14 protein-coding genes are annotated in these 19,022 nt (G+C 51.9%); 4 read left to right on the top strand and 10 right to left on the bottom strand.

What is annotated here, in order from left to right:
- Nucleotide 1: 1 nt before the first annotated feature.
- Both egtB and ACG1BZ_RS13160 read right to left on the bottom strand, forming a co-directional pair.
- On the bottom strand, nt 2-1,306 hold the full coding sequence (egtB, locus tag ACG1BZ_RS13155; RefSeq protein ID WP_413662213.1) for an ergothioneine biosynthesis protein EgtB: 1,305 nt from the start codon (nt 1,304-1,306) through the stop codon (nt 2-4).
- Between the two features lie 362 nt (nt 1,307-1,668).
- Nucleotides 1,669-4,218 (bottom strand): TonB-dependent receptor, encoded by a 2,550-nt coding sequence (locus ACG1BZ_RS13160; protein ID WP_413662214.1) that lies wholly within the window; start codon nt 4,216-4,218, stop codon nt 1,669-1,671.
- 325 nt (nt 4,219-4,543) lie between these two features.
- Here ACG1BZ_RS13160 and ACG1BZ_RS13165 point away from each other — a divergent pair, with 325 nt between their 5' ends.
- Complete coding sequence (locus tag ACG1BZ_RS13165; RefSeq protein WP_413662215.1) at nt 4,544-6,871, top strand: penicillin acylase family protein; 2,328 nt, start codon at nt 4,544-4,546, stop codon at nt 6,869-6,871.
- A gap of 22 nt (nt 6,872-6,893) precedes the next feature.
- Here ACG1BZ_RS13165 and ACG1BZ_RS13170 read toward each other — a convergent pair whose 3' ends face one another.
- The 8 genes from ACG1BZ_RS13170 to ACG1BZ_RS13205 form a co-directional block, all read right to left on the bottom strand.
- Complete coding sequence (locus ACG1BZ_RS13170; RefSeq protein ID WP_413662216.1) at nt 6,894-7,157, bottom strand: hypothetical protein; 264 nt, start codon at nt 7,155-7,157, stop codon at nt 6,894-6,896.
- 64 nt (nt 7,158-7,221) lie between these two features.
- Nucleotides 7,222-8,616: a siroheme synthase CysG gene (gene cysG, locus ACG1BZ_RS13175; protein ID WP_413662217.1), complete on the bottom strand. Its 1,395-nt coding sequence runs from the start codon at nt 8,614-8,616 to the stop codon at nt 7,222-7,224.
- A 92-nt stretch (nt 8,617-8,708) separates the two neighbouring features.
- On the bottom strand, nt 8,709-9,992 hold the full coding sequence (gene serS, locus ACG1BZ_RS13180; protein ID WP_413662218.1) for a serine--tRNA ligase: 1,284 nt from the start codon (nt 9,990-9,992) through the stop codon (nt 8,709-8,711).
- Between the two features lie 47 nt (nt 9,993-10,039).
- Nucleotides 10,040-10,414 carry a fluoride efflux transporter CrcB gene (crcB, locus tag ACG1BZ_RS13185; RefSeq protein ID WP_282933067.1) on the bottom strand — a complete coding sequence of 125 codons (375 nt, stop codon included), beginning with the start codon at nt 10,412-10,414 and terminating at the stop codon, nt 10,040-10,042.
- A gap of 19 nt (nt 10,415-10,433) precedes the next feature.
- On the bottom strand, nt 10,434-11,777 hold the full coding sequence (locus ACG1BZ_RS13190; protein ID WP_413662219.1) for a replication-associated recombination protein A: 1,344 nt from the start codon (nt 11,775-11,777) through the stop codon (nt 10,434-10,436).
- A complete protein-coding gene (lolA, locus tag ACG1BZ_RS13195; RefSeq protein WP_282933069.1) occupies nt 11,770-12,381 on the bottom strand; it encodes an outer membrane lipoprotein chaperone LolA in 612 nt (203 codons plus the stop codon). Before lolA ends, ACG1BZ_RS13190 begins: the two co-directional genes overlap by 8 nt.
- A gap of 93 nt (nt 12,382-12,474) precedes the next feature.
- Nucleotides 12,475-14,817, bottom strand: a complete 2,343-nt coding sequence (locus ACG1BZ_RS13200) for a DNA translocase FtsK (protein ID WP_413662220.1) — start codon at nt 14,815-14,817, stop codon at nt 12,475-12,477.
- Nucleotides 14,818-15,043: 226 nt separating this feature from the next.
- The gene (locus ACG1BZ_RS13205) at nt 15,044-16,099 is read right to left on the bottom strand and encodes a methyltransferase domain-containing protein (protein WP_413662221.1); all 1,056 of its coding nucleotides are present in this window, start codon (nt 16,097-16,099) and stop codon (nt 15,044-15,046) included.
- Between the two features lie 410 nt (nt 16,100-16,509).
- Between ACG1BZ_RS13205 and trxB the strand changes: the two genes are divergently transcribed.
- The 3 genes from trxB to ACG1BZ_RS13220 all read left to right on the top strand — a co-directional run bounded on the left by trxB (nt 16,510) and on the right by ACG1BZ_RS13220 (nt 18,950).
- On the top strand, nt 16,510-17,457 hold the full coding sequence (gene trxB, locus ACG1BZ_RS13210) for a thioredoxin-disulfide reductase (protein WP_282933072.1): 948 nt from the start codon (nt 16,510-16,512) through the stop codon (nt 17,455-17,457).
- Between the two features lie 88 nt (nt 17,458-17,545).
- Nucleotides 17,546-18,238, top strand: a complete 693-nt coding sequence (gene aat, locus ACG1BZ_RS13215) for a leucyl/phenylalanyl-tRNA--protein transferase (protein ID WP_413665868.1) — start codon at nt 17,546-17,548, stop codon at nt 18,236-18,238.
- Nucleotides 18,231-18,950 (top strand): arginyltransferase, encoded by a 720-nt coding sequence (locus ACG1BZ_RS13220; protein ID WP_413662222.1) that lies wholly within the window; start codon nt 18,231-18,233, stop codon nt 18,948-18,950. The genes aat and ACG1BZ_RS13220 overlap by 8 nt, the downstream gene beginning before the upstream one ends.
- The last annotated feature ends 72 nt before the right edge of the window (nt 18,951-19,022 follow it).

Consider the following 19,022-nt stretch of genomic DNA (forward strand, 5'->3'; position numbering starts at 1 on the left):
TTTAGTCTCCTGCCAAACGGATACCGGTAAATTGCCACGACTGGTGTGGATAAAAGAAGTTGCGGTAACTGATCCGGATATGGTCAGCCGGGGTTGCAAAAGATCCACCGCGAAGAACCTTTTGGTTACACATAAACTTTCCGTTGTACTCCCCTACTGCATCCTCCCGGGCTCTGAAGCCCCTATAAGGTAAGTAAGCGCTGGAAGTCCACTCCCACAAATCCCCTAAGAACTGCGTTTGTCCTCGCTGCGCCTGCAATGGCCTGAAGTGACGTTTCTCCAGGAAATTAGCTGATGCCATCTGGTTCGGCTGGCGTAAATGGCAAGCAGCTGCCTCCCACTCAAATTCGGTAGGCAATCGTTTTCCAGCCCAGGTTGCGAAAGCATCTGCCTCATAAAAAGAAAGATGACAGACAGGCTCAGCTGGATTTAAGGGTAGCAACCCATAGAGGGAGTACTGATACCAACCATCACTATTCAGCCTCCAATAGAATGGGTGCTTTTGCTGATTTTTCTGCAAATGCAGCCAACCATCCGAAAGCCACAGACGATGCTGTTCATAGCCACCATCCTCTATAAATTCAAGGTACTCCCCATTAGTAACCAGTCGGGAGGCAATAACAAAGTCATCGATAAACTGCTGATGCTCAGGCCCTTCATTATCAAAGCAGAAAGCATCGCCATTACTCCCAATCCCATAGAAGTCCTTGGGTATGCTCAACCAACGCAGTGGTTCCAGTGCCCCGTCTTCATCTTCAGGAAACATATCCCGGTAAGCTGGTGCCATGGGATTAGTTGATAGAGCATGCTTGATATCGGTCAATATCAATTCCTGGTGCTGCTGCTCATGATTCAACCCCAGCTGGACCAACGCGGCCAAATTTTCAGGAATCGGGTACTCACTGAGCAACCGGTGCATGGAGTCATTGATAAACTTTCGATATTCATAAACCTGGGCACTATCCGGACGCGAAATTAGCCCCCTGTTAGGGCGTGCAAAGGGGGTACCCAAACTGTTGTAGTAAGAGTTGAACAGGTGGTTGAAGTGTGGGTTAAACGTTTGATATCCCCGCAACCGGTTGGCAAGGATAAAGGTCTCAAAGAACCAGCTCGTATGTGCTAGGTGCCATTTGGTAGGACTGGCATCCGGCATAGACTGTAACTGCATATCCTCCGGGGATAACGGCAATGCAAGGTTCTCTGTCTCTGCACGAACTTTCTGGTAATCACTGAGAAGTTGATGTTGTACTTCCTCTAAAGTTACTTCACCGACGTGTATTGCCATATTAGTAATCAACTGCGACACATTTCTTCTCTATTGAAATCATCATACGCAGTTTTAGGTGTAAACCTAGAGGCTAGCTATTCAACAGAAGGGGATATGCGCCAGTTTATTTTTCTCTTGAAGGGTCAATAAAAAAAAGGGCCGGATAAACCGGCCCACTCTCTCGTCATGCTGACAGGAATAACTTAATAAAATAGAGCAAAAATTGTTTTATGTACTATTTCTTTCAAAATTTAGACGCAATTTTCACAGTCTAAACGTTTTTTATAGGCTACTGTCGAAATAAGGAGTTCTAAATAATCCCACAATGCCCCTGTGGCCTTTAAATACCCTCCCAAGGTCGACAACAGCACATCCCTGTGCCGTATTAACCCATGGGTTAATTAAAATCGGACAGTTAAATCCGCACCGTACATTCTCGGCATAAACCGCCAAGCGGGGCTAGCACCAATGGCTGCACCAGTACCACCATAGCCGCCAGCGATTTCTTCATCCGTCAAATTTTGTATCCAGAGCGCTAAAGAATAACTATCTGAAGGGCTGTTCCAGGCTGCCCGCAGGTTGAACAACTGATAGTCTTCCACGATACGTGTCCGATCAGTAATCGAACCAATTCGCTCATCTGTCCAGTTGTAATCGCCACGGAAAATAAACTCCCCGCCAGATGCAAGGTCCACTGTGTATTCAGCCATTAGGTTGAATTTATTCTCTGGCGTTGATACCCGAGACTGACCTACTTTCGAGTCCTCTTCAGTCTCACCAATGGCTTCGATGATCTGGTAGTCAGTAAACTCTGTATCCAGGTAGGAGTAATTACCGGCAACAAACAAGCTCTCTGTTACTGCCCACTGTACTTCGATCTCCGCCCCAGTACCCTCCGCATCCGAATTCCGCAGGTTATAACTGGGAATAGGAGTACCCACCAGATCCAGCTCCTGCAAATTGTTGTATTCGTAGGTGTAAATAGAGGTATTCAAGCGTACTCGGTTGTCGAACAGGCTGCTCTTAAGACCAACCTCCAGGTTAACAACATCTTCCTGATCGAAAGACGACTCAACCCCGGGACCAAAGTTAAGGCTATTGAATCCACCGGCTTTAAAACCATCCGCCAGGGAGACATAGGTCATCACATCGTCATTCCAGCGGTAATCCAGCACTATACGACCGGAAAGGTCGCTCCAGCTATCACTCAATTTGGAGTCCAAAACCGGCTGGCCATTATTGAAAAACACAATGCCAAACAACTGGGACCCCAAATCGACCTCAGGCAGGGTTACAGTGCCGATTACGTTGCCATCTCCGTCAACCAAGCGCACATCTCCGCCGGACAGTGACAGGGGAATACTGTTGCCATAAGCCGTCTGGATGGTGAAATCTTTTTGATCGTAGGTATAACGAGCACCGATAGTTAGGTCCATCTTATCGGTAAGGCTCCAGGTCATATCACCGTAAATAGCACTGGAACGGTAATCACCTGTGTTGCGAACACTCTCCCCCCAATGTGCATCCGAGGCTATCCAGGGATTGAAGCCCGCCATCATCTGTCCGACTACATCTTCCGCATAGAGCATATCGCCGGTTATACCAGCAGCGCCTAACTGAGCGAGTAACGCATCCACTTGGCCTGTTTGCAGCATTAGGTCATAGACAAAGGAAGCGCTAGCAATTCCCTCCAACCCTGCCTGCTGCAGCTGTGCACGGGTGATAACCGCTAAGTCCTCTTGCTCGGTTTGGGTCAGGTCTGGATAGGCAGCCTTTACCCCTTCATAAACGGCAAAGGACTCCACCGATCCGGTAGTGAAATTGGCATAAGTGGTGTGATCCACCTCTTCTTCGGAGTAAGAAGCTCCCAGAGTCCATTTGATAGTATCTGTAGCACCATTGAGCCTGAACTCTTGAGAGAACTGGCTTTGATCATCAGTATTAGCTGACCCAAACATATAGTCCGGGTTGGCGGTACCATCCTCATCCTGCTGCAGGTGGGCATCGAATTCGCTGTAGGCAGTAATCGAAGTAAAAGTGAAATTATCGAAATCTTTGGTTATTGTCAGTGATGTGCCAAAGGAATCACGATCCTCAATGGTCGGGGTATCCAGGGCGTAGTCGCCAAAAACATCCGTTTCATCTTTAAGGCTGGGCACTATGGTTGTTCGCAAAGCGCTGCCTTGATCCATAATCCCGTAATTGGCGCGCCACAGCACCTCGGTATCCGTCGCCGGCTCCCACAACACAGAGGCGCGGTAGGTCTGAGTATCCTGATCCCCTACAGAGAATCCATTTGCTAAATTATCGGCAAATGGATCGCGACGATTTGTCGACGCCGAAAAACGACCATACAGGTTGTCACTAATTTGGCGATTAACCAAAAGATCCGACGACTGGCGCCCATAATTACCGGCTGTTAGATTTAATTCCGTAGAGTCATCCGCCTGCGGTTTGGTGGTAATAATGTGGATCGCACCACCGGTGGCATTGCGACCGAATAGTGTACCCTGCGGCCCTTTGAGGACTTCAACCCTCTCAATATCGGTCAGCGGTATCTCGGCACCTGCACTGCGGCCGGTATAAACCCCATCCACATAGACCGCCACTGCTGGATCAGAGCCTATGGTCCAGTCATTAGTTTGCACTCCGCGAATACTGTACGTTGGTTGCAGGGCGGTATCATTGTGCATTTCCACGCCCGGCGTATATTTCCCCAAGTCAGTCAAATTTTTGACACCGGCTTCTTTTATATTTTCCCCGGTGAAGGCGGAAATCGCGATAGGTACGTCTTGTAGGTTTTCCGCTCGCTTCTGCGCAGTAACGACAACCTCCTCAATTTCCGCAGCGTGAACGTGAGAGCCAACAGCGGTGAGGAAAGCAATGGTTCCAGAAAGAATGGAAAGATTGAATCTACGGTTTGTTACATCTCTACCAACATCGTGCATCATCGCGTCCTCGCGTTTATTGTTATACAGCCTGATGTTTTCGATTTCTTGTTGTTTTTGTTATTGCACGCCATCTTACGGTTGCGTTTTCATATTGAAAACCCTGCGATGACTTTTTTCTTGTGACCAGTCAGTTCTTCGAGAAATAGCAGTGAATGACAGGAAAATCCTATAATTTAAAGCTTGGGTTTTGTCACTAAAAGTTACTCTTTGTATCGCTTAGTAACTTTGCGAGTGAAATTAAAATTGCACAAAAAAGTGCTACCGACATTAACTCAGAGATTTTGCGGCCACCACAATGACAACATTTCCATTTCTCAAGCGGTATATGCCAGCACTAATTATCAGCCTATTGGGTTTGATAATTATATTTTTAATTGGCTCCTGGATCTGGCTCCGACAGAGCTTGCCTATTCTCGATGGAACCATTACCACGGGTGAATTAAAAGACCCAGTTGTTATCGAGCGCGACTCACAGGGAGTGCCATTAATTCATTCTGAAAACCGAAACAGTTCGGCCTTCGCATTGGGCTTTTTACACGCGCAGGAACGTTTTTTTCAAATGGATCTGTTGCGGAGAAGTTCTGCTGGGGAATTATCAGAATTACTGGGCGCGTCCACTATAAAACACGATCAAAAGGTACGTTTGCATCAATTTCGCCAGCGAGCAGAGCGAAACATTGCTGCGATGCCGGCGGAACAAAAGGCCCTTCTGGATCAATATATCAACGGTATTAATTTTGGCCTCAACCAGCTTCCCGCAAAACCCTGGGAGTATTTGTTATTGGGTCAGGAACCGCGTCCCTGGAATTCTGCCGACAGCCTGTTAACTATCTACAGCATGTACCTGACGCTACAAAGTGAACGCGGTAGTTATGAACTTCGCGACACCGCTTTAGCCGAATTGCTTCCAGCAGATCTCTACGCTTTCTATTTTCCCCAAGGCGGGCGATGGGACGCACCACTATTTGGCGAAGCACGAGAAAAAGTCAGCCTCCCAGAAACGCCGATTTCTGCGCTTTTAGATGAACAGGACACTATCGTTTATCAGGCGATGGAGAGTGATGACAAAATTTACGGCAGTAATAACTGGGTGGTCGGCGGTAATTTGACAGCGCACGGTGGAGCCATTCTTGCCAACGATATGCACCTCGGGCTGAGTGTTCCCAATATCTGGTTCCGAGCAGGCTGGAGCATACCTGGCACCAACCGATTTGTCCGTGGCGTAACCCTTCCAGGCGGCCCAATTATGGTTGCCGGAAGCAACGAATTAGTTGCCTGGGGATTTACCAACACCGGTGGCGACTGGAGTGACCTGATTCCACTGGAACTCAGCGAGGACGGCAATCAATATAAAACGCCTGAAGGCTGGAGGAATTTTGCCTATGAAACAGAATCTATCGCCGTCAAAGGCAGCGATCCAAAAACCATAGAAGTTCGCACAACTATCTGGGGTCCCGTTATCGGTACAAACCACGATGGCGTTCCTCTCGCATTCCGCTGGGTTGCTCACGACACTCTGGGCGGCAATATGAACTTGATTGATATGGAAGTTGTTCGCACCGCCGAAGAAGCTCTGGAGCTTGGCCCCACCATAGGCATCCCCCACCAGAACCTAGTGGTTGGCGATAGTAACGGCAATATTGGTTGGACTGTGGCTGGCGCTATTCCCAAGCGAGTCGGGTTTGATGGCAGTCGATCAATCAGCTGGGCAGATGGTAGTGCCTATTGGGACGGCTATTTAAGCCCCCAGGAGCACCCCCGCCTGTATAACCCGGAGTCCGGCCGAATCTGGAGTGCCAACGCTCGTATCGTTGATGGGGACTATCTCAAACTCATGGGCAACCACGGCTATGCGCTCGGCGCACGTCAGCAACAAATTCGCGAACGGCTTTTCGCTCAAGAAAAATTCAATGAGCAGGACCTTTTAAATATCCAGCTCGACGATCAGGCAGTTTTTCTCGAGCGGTGGCAGCAACACCTCCTCACCTTACTTGAAGATCAGCAAGACTACCGCGAGGTATATATACAGATTCAAAATTGGGGAGGCCGAGCCGCCATCGACTCCGTGGGCTATCGCATCGTTCGCAACTATCGCCTGAAGCTGATGGAGCTTACGACAGCGCCCATTTTGACTTACATGCGCCGCTATCAGCCCAAGTTTTCTTTCGGCCAACTCAAGCGCCAATTTGAATACCCACTTTGGGAAATGGCTCAGCAAGAGCCAAAACAGCTTCTCAACCCGGATTTTGAATCCTGGAACGCGATAAAGCTCGCCGCCCTGGATCAAGTACTGGAAAAAATGAACCGCAGCAATCTGCCCCTTAAGCGTCAATCCTGGGGTGCTGAAAATACGGCAAAGATCCAGCATCCACTGGGCAAAGCAATACCACCGCTGAACTGGTTCCTGGCAATGCCTGCTGAGCCTCTCGCAGGAGATACCCATATGCCCCGCTTCCAGTCTCCCACTCATGGCGCATCCCAGCGCTTAGTGGTTTCACCGGGCCGGGATGCAGACGGTATTTTCCATATGGCCACAGGTCAGAGTGCTCATCCACTCTCACCATTTTTCGGCAACGGCCATCAGGATTGGGTAAAGGGAAACACTTCATCATTTGTTGAACGCGAGCCTCGCTACCGGCTCACGTTAAATTAGAGGTACCGCAGGGGCGCTAAAGTCAGGCAGTCTCATCGAGAATTGCAAAAGACAGAAACGCGGTGAAGAAGGCAAGACTCACAACGAAAGGCAGCACTGGAAAGCACAGCATCAGTGCCGCCGATGTAATCCAGAGATTTCTCACCCAACTCTTCTTTTGCTGGTAGTGGTAGGTGTAGCGCCGGGTGTGACTGTCTAGCTGTGCAGGAATTGCTATTTCACGGACCGGTGGGAGAAAAAAGCGCACAGCATTGGTGCAATAAAAGCGAATAAATGCAAGCAGCATATTGAACACCACTCTGAGAGTACCTTTTCAGTATAGGTACTCTCGGCGTCATTGGGTCCCTGCCTTAATCTTCTTGATTTGGCTGATACCACTGAAGCTTTTCATGCAAGCTCACTACCCCACCAATGATGGTGAGTGTTGGCGCTCGAACTTCACTGTTTTCAGCAAGGGCCGGCAAGCTGCTCAAGTCACCGACAACTACTCGCTGGTCTCGCGTAGTGCCCTTTTCAACCAAGGCCGCCGGCGTATTCGCATCGAGCCCGTGTTTAATCAATTCAGCACAAATGGTTTGTAACCCCGTAAGCCCCATATAGAAAACCAGGGTTTGTGCTGGGCCCGCAAGTTCTTGCCAAGGGAGGTCTAACTCACCCTCTTTCAGGTGCCCGGTAATAAAGCGCACAGATTGAGCGTGATCCCGGTGAGTCAGTGGGATACCAGCGTAACTGGCGCAACCAGAGGCCGCAGTGATTCCCGGCACTACCTGAAAGGGAATCCCCGCCTCTGACAACTTGTCTATTTCCTCACCGCCTCGACCAAAAATAAAGGGATCGCCTCCCTTAAGCCGCAAAACTTTTTTACCTTGGCTGGCCAAATCTACCAACAGCTGATTGATATCGTCCTGTGGCACCGCGTGGAAAGCCTTGCGCTTACCCACATAGATCCGCTCTGCATCCCGGCGCACCAACTCCATCACTTCCGGTGAAACCAGCCGATCGTAGAGCACCACATCTGCCTGCTGCATCAAGCGCAGTGCGCGAAAAGTCAGCAGGTCTGGATCTCCCGGACCTCCACCCACCAGGTAAACCTCACCCACCGGATTGGGGCTCCCCTGCCAGTCTTGTAGCGCATCCACTAGCGCCTGCTCTGCATCTGTTGGTTGCCCCGCCTCCATGCGATTGGCAACGGGGCCGGCAAAAACCCACTCCCAAAAATTCTTGCGGCGAGACTCTGGCAACGCTGCCTTAACCCTATCGCGCATTCGCGCCGCCAAAGTCACCAGCGGTCCCAGACCCGGCGATAGCAGAGCTTCGAGCTGAGCCCTGATTCTGCGCGCCAGTACTGGAGCCGCGCCGCCACTACTGATACCGATCGATAGATCTCCCCGCTCCACAATGGCCGGGAAAGTAAACGTGCACAACTCTGGCGCGTCCACCGCATTGACAGGTAGGCGCTGAGCCTGGGCATCGGCTGAAACCTGTGCATTCACGGACTCACTATCGGATGCAGCAACGACCAGCCCCGCTTTCTGTAAATACTCGCTCGAATAAACTGATTGAAACCATTCCCCACCAGAATCAGTCACCATTTGCTGAAGCTCATCGGTAATTTCCGGGGATACCACCAATATCCGTGCACCCGCTTTGTGCAATAAGCGAGCTTTACGGGTGGCAATGGAGCCGCCTCCAACAATCAAACAGGGATGATCTTTGACATCAAATGCGAGGGGTAAATAACGCAACTTCTTATTCCATCAAATAGCGGGCAAAGTGAAACTCATTACTACAAACAAAAAAGGGCGAACTCTACGCTCGCCCTTTTGGAGTGCTACGCTCAGGAAGCTGAGATCACTTCCTGGCCTCGCATATAGGGCCGCAATACTTCCGGCACCTCAATACTGCCATCCTCGCGCTGGTAATTTTCCAGAACAGCGATGAGGGTACGACCCACGGCAAGGCCAGAGCCATTCAGTGTATGCACCAATTCGGGCTTATTGGTTTCCGGGTTGCGCCAGCGTGCCTTCATTCGGCGCGCCTGGAAGTCACCTACCAGGGAGCAAGAGGATATCTCGCGGTACTTATCCTGGGACGGAATCCAAACTTCAATATCGTATGTCTTTCGAGCAGAGAAACCGATATCGCCACCGCAGAGAATCACTGTGCGGTATGGCAGGTTCAGCTTCTGCAAAATGGTCTCAGCATTTTGCGTCAGGGTTTCCAGTGCCTCTTCAGACTGATCCGGACGCGCCACCCAAACCAGTTCTACCTTTTCAAACTGGTGCTGGCGAATCATGCCACGAGTGTCGCGGCCGTGAGAGCCAGCTTCAGAGCGGAAGCAGGTAGTATGAGCAAGCAATTTATGCGGCAGGCTAGCACTGTCTTCAACAATATGATCGCGATACATATTGGTGAGGGGCACTTCCGCAGTCGGGATCAGGTAGAAACCACGATCATCCTCGAGCTTAAACAGGTCTTCCTCAAATTTAGGCAGCTGGGAAGTGCCGTACAGGGAATCAGCATTCACAACAACCGGCACATTGGTTTCCTGGTAACCATGCTCTTCGGTGTGAGTATCCAGCATAAACTGTGCCAACGCGCGATGCAGACGCGCAACATCACCGCTCATTACCGCAAAGCGGGAGCCGGTGAGCTTCACTGCCATCTCGAAGTCGAGGCCACCAAGGTGTGTGCCCAGGTCTACGTGGTCTTTAACTTCAAAGTCAAAAGTACGCGGCTGGCCCCAGCGGCGAACCTCTACATTATCGTCTTCACTCTCGCCTTCAGGCACTGAGGCATCCGGCAAGTTGGGAATCGCAGACAAGATTGCATCCAGCTCTCCCTGCAATTCTGTCAGTGCATGTTTGGCATCTTGCAACTCACCACCGAGGGACTCCACTTCTTTCAAAAGCGGGGCAATATCTTCACCATTCGCCTTGGCACGGCCGATATTTTTCGACTTGCTATTGCGCTCGTTTTGCAAACTCTCGGTGCGCACCTGCAATTCTTTGCGGCGTTCTTCAAGGGCTTCAAGTTTGGCAGTATCCAGTTCTACACCGCGCTTTTTCAGGGCAGCGGCCACCTGGTCCATATCCGTGCGAATCAGTTTGGGATCGAGCATCGTTTCCAGTTCGCCTGTTATCAGGCTCCTACAACAGAGAAGTTAAATTAAAAATACCGTGTCGCCAAAGCGACAGCAGCAGCGGTGGCCAACAAACAACCAACAAGGCTGCCGACAATATAGCCAAGGGCCACCAGCGGCTGGCCATTGTGCCACAGTATCAGGCTTTCGAGGGAGAAAGTGGAAAAGGTTGTCAGTGCGCCAAACATGCCGGTCATCAACAGTAGACGCCATTCCTCCCCCAACATGGCGCGGTGAGCGATCAGTACATAAACAATACCGATCAAAAAAGAGCCTGTTAAATTGACAATGATGGTTCCTAGCGGAAACCGACCCTCAAATACCGGAAAGCTCCAGATACTCACCAGGTGGCGAAGAACTGCCCCAAGTGCGCCGCCCAGGGCGACTGCCAGCCACTGCATTTAGCTGCTTCCTTTCTATCTATTTAGAGTTTCTGTAACGCTGCCTGTCACTCTCGCGATTTAGTCGGCGCAGAGTCTGCAATTTTTCTGAAATTTTTAACTCCAGCCCTCGGGGAACCGGCTGGTAGTACTCGCGCTCAGCAATCTCTTCGGGGAAGTAATTCTCTCCCGCAGCAAAAGCATCGGGTTCGTCGTGGGCGTAGCGATACTCCGCACCATGGGACAGGCTTTTTGCCAGTTTGGTAGGGGCATTGCGCAAATGCACTGGCACTTCATAACTGGGCTCGCGACGAACATCCGCCACGGCACGATTGTAAGCGGAGTAAACCGCATTGCTTTTTGCCGCAACCGCCAGGTAAGTAATGGCTTGGGCAATTGCCAGCTCGCCCTCGGGGCTCCCCAGTCGTTCCTGCACATCCCAGGCATTCAGCGACAATTGCAAAGCCCTCGGGTCCGCATTGCCGATATCTTCGCTGGCCATACGCACGACACGGCGAGCGATATATAACGGGTCGCAGCCTCCATCCAGCATCCGCACAAACCAGTAGAGCGCCGCATCCGGATCAGACCCCCGCACTGATTTATGCATGGCGGAAATTTGATCGTAAAAATAATCGCCGCCTTTATCAAAACGGCGAACATCGGCACTGAGCACCTCGGCGAGCACGTCTTCATCGACAATCAGTCGCCCGGCCTCCTCTTTGGCCAGATCGCAGGCCACTTCCAGCAAGTTCAAAGCACTGCGGGCATCCCCATCGGCAGCCCGGGCAATCTTACCCAACACTTCTTCGGGAATGTTGACGCTCCGCTCGCGCAACTGCTGGTCGGTTTGCAGGGCGTAGCGCAGCAACCCCAACAACTCCTCTTCGGGAATACTGCGCAAAAGATAGACCCGACACCGGGACAGGAGCGCATTGTTCAACTCAAAAGCCGGGTTCTCCGTGGTCGCTCCAACAAAAGTCACAGTGCCCTCCTCCACGTAGGGAAGGAAGGCATCCTGCTGAGCCTTATTAAATCGATGCACTTCATCGACAAATAAAATAGTGTGTCGGCCCGACTGTATCCGGTGCTGTTCAGCTTCGGCCACCGCCTGTCGAATATCTTTCACTCCGGCGAGTACCGCAGACAGTGTGGCAAATCGAGCATCGCACTCTTCAGCTAGCAACCGCGCAAAAGTGGTTTTACCCACACCGGGTGGGCCCCACAAAATCATAGAGTGCAGTTGGCCGCGCTCTACGGCCTCCCGCAGAGGTTTGCCCTCCCCCAATAAATGCGACTGGCCCACATAGTGGGCCAGGGAATTCGGCCGCATACGGGCCGCGAGGGGTTGGTGGGTTTTGGGAGTATCGAAAAGATCACTCATCTTTAATAATGTCAGTACCGGCCGGGGGCTTAAAATCAAATATAGAAGCGGATAGTTTTGGGTTCGCCTCCATACCACTGAACTGAATTTCAGTGGTTTGTCCCATACCATCGCGCACGGTCATTGCCGACGGCAAGCCATTTTTGGCAAATCGAATTTCCATGGCTTTAAAAGGGGCCGAGGGGTTCTTGGGGGTCAGGTGATAAACCCCTTCTTTCTGGCTCACATTAAACGAGCCTCGAATTTCCTCTACTTTGCCCCCCAGTAATAGGGCTGGGGTATCCTTAATACGGGCATCCACTGGGCGAACTGTCACCTGCTCCAGGTCCGGATCGTACAGCCAGAGCGTCTTGTTGTTTGTCACCAGTAACTGGGGATAAGGCTCACCGGTTTTCCAGCGCAATTTGCCCGGGCGCTGCACAGAAAAGCTACCATTGCTCTTTTGTGTGACCTCGCCGCGCTCGTCGATCAATGTCTGTTTGAAATTACCCGAAATCGCTTCCAACGGCTTGAGTAAATCGCTCAGGTCATCGGTGGCATCAGCCCAGGCCGCGCTGGCGGTAACACTGATTGAAAGCAGCAGACCCTGCAGTATTCTTTTCATAGTGGAGTCCCAACGTATTGATTTCCTTAAAGATTAACCCCGACTAAGTGAACAGTGGCTTAACCCGCCACTGCTCCAAGGGCCAAACTCCTATCAGGCTGGCGGCGGTGCCAGCACCTCTCGATTGCCGTTGTGGCCCGCCGCAGATATCACCCCAGCAGCCTCCATGGCGTCAATAATTCGAGCCGCGCGATTGTAACCAATCCGCAGCTGACGCTGCACAGAGGAAATTGACGCCTTGCGGGATTTAGTGACGAAAGCTACGGCTTCGTCGTAGAGCGCATCGGCTTCAGGGTCTTCATCCTCACCGCCTTCAGACTGTAATCCAGGCACGGGGATACTGTTATTACTATCGTCGACAATACCATCGATATAATCAGGCTCACCACGACGGCCCCAATCGGCGACAACTTTATGCACTTCGTGATCGTCGACAAAAGCGCCGTGGACACGAACGGGAACACCACTTCCAGGCGGTAAGTACAACATGTCACCATGACCGAGCAGCTGCTCCGCACCGCCCTGGTCGAGGATTGTGCGGGAATCCACCTTGGACGAAACCTGGAAACCGATTCGAGTAGGTACGTTAGCTTTAATCAAGCCGGTAATAACATCCACCGACGGACGCTGGGTTGCAAGCAGTAAGTGGATCCCAGCTGCACGGGCTTTTTGTGCGATTCGCGCGATCAGCTGTTCGACCTTTTTACCGACGATCATCATCATGTCGGCAAATTCATCAATCACGACAACAATGGCAGGCAGTGCTTTCAGGGCCGGTGCGGTTTGTTCATCTTCCGGCACGCTGGAGGCGGGATCTGGCTGCCAGATAGGATCGATCAGCGGCTCCCCGGCCTCTTCCGCCTCTTTCACTTTGCGGTTAAAGCCTGCGAGGTTTCTCACCCCCATTGCCGCCATCAACTTGTAGCGGCGCTCCATTTCTCCAACACACCAACGCAAACCATTGGCGGCATCGTTCATATCGGTGATGACCGGGGTCAACAAATGCGGAATGCCCTCGTACACCGAGAGCTCCAGCATTTTGGGGTCCACCAAAATCAGGCGGACCTCATCGGGCGTGGATTTGTACAGCAGGCTCAACAACATAACGTTGATACCCACGGATTTACCCGAGCCGGTGGTACCCGCTACCAGCAAGTGAGGCATCTTGGCCAGATCGGCCACCACCGGCTGACCGGAAATGTCGTGACCGAGCGCCAGAGTCAGTGGCGATTTGGCATTATCGTAGACATCTGCCGACAACACTTCACTGAGGCGTACCATCTGTCGATTTTCGTTAGGAATTTCGATACCCACAACCGACTTGCCTGGGATTACCTCAACCACACGCACACTGATCACCGCCAGTGAGCGCGCCAGGTCTTTTGCCAGATTGGAAATCTTGCTCACCTTTACGCCGGGAGCTGGCTGAATTTCAAAGCGGGTTACTACCGGCCCCGGCAGCACAGATACCACTTCGGCAACAACGCCGAAGTCTTTCAGCTTAAGTTCCAACAGGCGTGACAGCGCTTCCAGGGATTCCCGGGAGAAGCCGGCCTTCTTGTTTTGATCTGCCGGATCGAGAAGACCCAGCGGCGGCAGGGTTCCAGTAACCGGGCCACTCTTGAAAAGCTCTCGCTGTTTTTCCTTTGCTGCCCGAGGACTCTGCTTCGGCTTGGGGGCTGCGGGCTCAATCTTCGGGGGAATTCGTTTGGCAACTCGCTGCTTCTCTTCCTCCACAGCGGCCTTGCGCACGACAATCGCCTCTCTGGCCACCCTCCGCTCATTGCGCTTTTGGCGCCAGCGTTGATAGAAACTGCCCAGCAAGGCAAAAAAGCCGAGCACATTCTTGCCGATTGCCTCTGCCAATTTGAGCCACGACAAACCCGTAAAAACAGTGACACCGATAGCAAATATCGCCAGCAGTAAAATGGTTGCCCCTACATAGCCGAGGCTAGAACCCAGGGCAGACGCCATCGCGCTGCCGATGATGCCCCCGTTGGTAAACGGCAACGGGTTTTCTGCGGGATCAAAACAAAGAGTCGCCATTGCCGCCCCGCTGACAAGAACAAGCAGCAAGCCAAATACTCTCAAAGCAAATAGCGGCAAATGGAAGCGGGCATTGCGATCGCGAAGAATATGATAGGCCCGCAGACCAATCAGCAAGGGGAACAGGTAAGCCATCCATCCGAGCAAAGACAAACACACATCTGCCAACCAAGCACCGGCTGGCCCAATGGCATTGTGCACTTTTTGGGTACTGCCAGTTTGCGACCAGCCCGGATCTTCTGCGCTAAAGCTTAACAGGCTAATGGCGAGCAACAGGGCACCAGCCAGCAAACTGATCAGGGCCCCCTCGCGAACGAGTCGGGCGATCAATGAGTCTGGCAATGCATTGCTCTCTGCAGGGCTTTTTTCAGTTGCGCTTTCGGCCTTCAATGGCTTACCTCAATAATGCTGTACTTTTTATGTCTACATGAACTTGGCGGTGTCTACCTGGGACCTGAATCCCCATGCCGCCTGACAAAATTCTGTATTGTTTACAGAAGAAAGCAAATCAATCAGGCTATTTTACAATCTACGCTTTCAGATTGCGCCTTACGATCCCTGACACCAAGTAGTTTTTTGTTGTTTGGCGGCAGTATCGAAAAACCTGGAGCGATTCCTAGCCAGTATTCTCTTCTAAATTTATCGGTTTGTACGTGCGATAGATGCAATTTGGAATCATCATCGAGATATCCTGCCCTGAATCCTCCCAGCAAACCTCATCAATAATCGCCTGGGTAACTCTCTCGCGGAGGTAACTATTCAGAATTTCCAATTTGTATTGATCCCCTCCCAACTCTGTTTTTAATTTGTCTTGAGTACTATCCCGGTAATAGGTTCTGGATACCCGCTCTGCTTGCGAAAAGCCTGCATCGCTGAGCAATTGTAACAACTGGTCTTCCCGCAAAAAGAACCGATCCAAGAGCAACGATTCACGGTGTGTCAGCGCTGACAGTTTTCGCTTTTGAGCACACAGTAAATCTTGGACCCCGGCAGACGCCGGCATCAAGTCCCAAACCAACAGCGGACCTCCCGGCTTCAAAACCCGATAACACTCCTGGAGAACCAGGGGCTGATCTTTATAAGGCACTTCGTGCAGGCCCATTCTGATTGCCACAGCATCAAATAATTCACTGGGATATGGCAAGTTTCTTCCATCACCTATAGTGATATCGGCAGCTAGCAATTGAATATTTGGGTCAAGGTTTTCAAGCTGCGAAGGGTGGGAATCGCACAAGCTACATTGAATAATAACCCCATGAGCTTTGGCAAACTTAAGCAGGTAGCTACTCAGGACTCCCCTGCCACACATCAAGTCGAGAACTCGACAACCATTGCTGAGGCCCAGCGCCATAGCAAACTTCTCGAGTTCTTCTGGCTCACCCGCGCAAGCAACCGCCCCACCTCCTGTATCACCATATCCATCAGAGACAATTTCACAGCGTATTTGCAAGTTGAGCGCGGTAAATAGATCCAGCAGGTGGGGTGGGCCATGTAAGCTCGCCCGGTGATCGCCATCGGGCTCCAGATCAATGGAAAAACGCAACGAATAACTATCGTCGATAATTTCGGCTACGAAAGCCTGGGCCTCCTCACTAAGGGTCAGAAAAGTTTTAGGATGCCCCAACTGCTCTCGCTTCAGGTTTAAGGGTATGAACTTTCTTTTGTAGCGCATAACGATCCTCAACCCACTGGGGTTTGGGCACTTACTCGAAGTCACTGCCCTCTATGACGCTCACACACTCAATACATCTAACAATCCGTAATTCTAATTTGTGACACCCCATTCTCCCCCTAGCAAAGCCAGCAGCAGTTGTTTCAGATTGGAACTTTTTTACATTTTTCCAGCTCTTACGGCCAGCTTTGGCGCAAACTCCGATTTGAGCCAAACCTCTAGCCAGGTCAAAGAGAGTTGAATAGGTACGATCAATCGAACAAATTAAGGCAAACTATTTCGCCGAATGGTAAATATCGCCTATTATATCGCCCAATTTAATAGTCTCGCCTGATCAAAAAATGGACGGGCATATGGACTCCCAGCCCATTGGGTAAACTTCGCAAATTGAGAGTTTTAAAGAGTACTTCATGAGCAATAACCATCATCGACTGATCATCCTCGGCTCAGGCCCTGCCGGCTACACCGCGGCTATCTACGCTGCACGGGCAAACCTGAACCCGGTTGTTATCACGGGTATGCAACAGGGTGGGCAGCTGACCACCACCACTGAAGTCGAGAACTGGCCGGGCGGTATTCCGGAGCTTCAAGGTCCGGACCTGATGGTGCAAATGCAGCAGCACGCAGAGCGCTTCGAGACAGAAATCATCTTCGATCACATCGAATCTGTTGATCTGAAACAGCGTCCTTTCACCTTGAAAGGCAACGAAACTTACACCTGTGACTCACTGATTATCGCCACTGGCGCCTCAGCACAGTACCTGGGCCTACCCTCTGAGGAAGCCTTCCAGGGACGAGGTGTCAGCGCCTGTGCGACCTGTGACGGATTCTTCTATCGCGACCAGAAAGTTGCTGTTGTCGGTGGTGGCAACACCGCCGTAGAAGAGGCCCTGTACCTCTCCAATATCGCCAGTGAAGTGACCCTGATTCACCGCCGCGACGAGCTTCGCGCAGAAAAAATCCTTCAGGACCGCCTGATGGATAAAGTGGAAAACGGCAACATCAACGTCTGTTGGCACAACACCCTGGACGAAGTGCTCGGTGACGACAACGGTGTAACTGGGCTGCGCCTGCGCAACACCCAGGACGACACCACTACAGAGCTGGACGTTTCCGGTGTGTTTATTGCTATCGGTCACAAACCGAATACCGGTATCTTTGAAGGCCAGCTTGAAATGAATGGTGGTTACCTCATTGTGGAGAGCGGCCTGAACGGCAATGCCACCCAGACCTCTGTTCCCGGTGTATTTGCCGCAGGTGACGTATCCGACCATATTTACCGCCAGGCGGTAACTTCTGCGGGTACCGGCTGTATGGCCGCCCTGGACGCCGAGCGCTTCCTCGACGCCGAGAAGTAAGTCAAATCCCCGGGCAGAGCTTTTCTGCCCGGTATCCCCCTCTACCGACAGGAGTCAGATCGTGGCAGGGAACACCCAAAGCCGCCTGATGTGGCTCGACCACACCGTTGTAGACTTTCCCCCAACTGAATTCGCACTGGATGACCCCAATGGCTTGCTGGCAGCCGGAGGAGATCTGACTCCCGAGTGGCTGGTTGAAGCCTATCAAAGAGGGGTCTTCCCCTGGTATTCAGATGACCAGCCGATCTTGTGGTGGAGCCCCTCCCCTCGCTGCGTGGTTATCCCGCAAAACTTTCGTATTGGCCGCACTTTGCGCAAAGTATTGCGCCGAGGAACCTTTTCGGTCACCTTCGACCAAGCCTTTCCCGAGGTAATTGAGGCCTGCCGTGCCCCCCGGGCGGATGAAACCGGCACATGGATCACCGATGAGATGTGCGACGCCTATATCGACATGCACCATCAGGGGTTTGCCCACTCAGTGGAGGTTTGGCGCGACGGTCAACTCGCTGGCGGACTCTATGGTATTGCGCTGGGGCGAGTATTCTTTGGGGAGTCGATGTTTCACCGGGAGACAGACGCTTCAAAAGTCGCTTTTGTCCACCTCGTTCGGCAATTAGAATTGTGGGGCTGCCCACTGATCGACTGCCAGGTGAGCAATCCTCATCTCAGCAGCCTTGGGGCGGTGGAAATGTGTCGTAAGGATTTCGAACAACTGCTGGCAGACGGCGTTAAGCAGCCGCCTTTCCCGCAGCCCTGGAAGCTTTCGTGGACTTATGGGTAAATACTCTCAGCTGGATTCAGTGCGCCTGTTGGCCACCCTGCCCCACCCCTGCGGTTACCTGCCGGATCGGGAGGCAACAACGGTGTTTGTCGATCCACAAACAGAAGTGGATCAGCGTCTGTACAACCGCCTGTCAGAGCTGGGATTCCGGCGCAGTGGTGCCTACCTCTATCGCCCCCAGTGCGCGACCTGTCGCGCCTGTATACCGGCTCGCGTGCCTGTGAGCCTGTTTGTCCCTGACCGCAACCAGAGACGCTGCTGGAAGCGCAACAAGGACCTGGACATATTCCATATCGAGTCCATCGATACAGATGAGCATTACGAACTCTACGCCCGCTATATCGAGCAGCGCCACGCCGATGGGGAGATGTACCCGCCCAGCCGGGAACAATACCGCAGCTTCCTGAGTCAGGCTTGGGGGTCTACTCGCTATATTGAGCTGAGAGCCCGCGGCAAGTTGGTGGCAGTAGCTGTAACAGATATCCTGACTGCCGGGTTATCGGCGATCTATACTTTCTTCGATCCCGATGAGGACAAACGGAGCCTGGGCAGTTACTGCATCCTCTACCAGATCGAATGGGCCCGGCGCTTGGGACTACCTAATCTCTACCTTGGGTACTGGATTGAGAAGTGCCACAAAATGGCCTATAAAAGCCAATTTCGCCCCATCGAAATGTTAAAAGAAAACCGCTGGAGCCTTAAATCGCTCTAGTTCAACACACTCTCCCTTTGCTCTATCTTGCCTTTTCGTGCAAAATGCTCGCCCGTCAAGCCGCGGCTAGGC

This window comes from Microbulbifer sp. CNSA002, assembly GCF_047324085.1.
In the GTDB taxonomy this organism is placed as follows: Bacteria; Pseudomonadota; Gammaproteobacteria; order Pseudomonadales; family Cellvibrionaceae; genus Microbulbifer.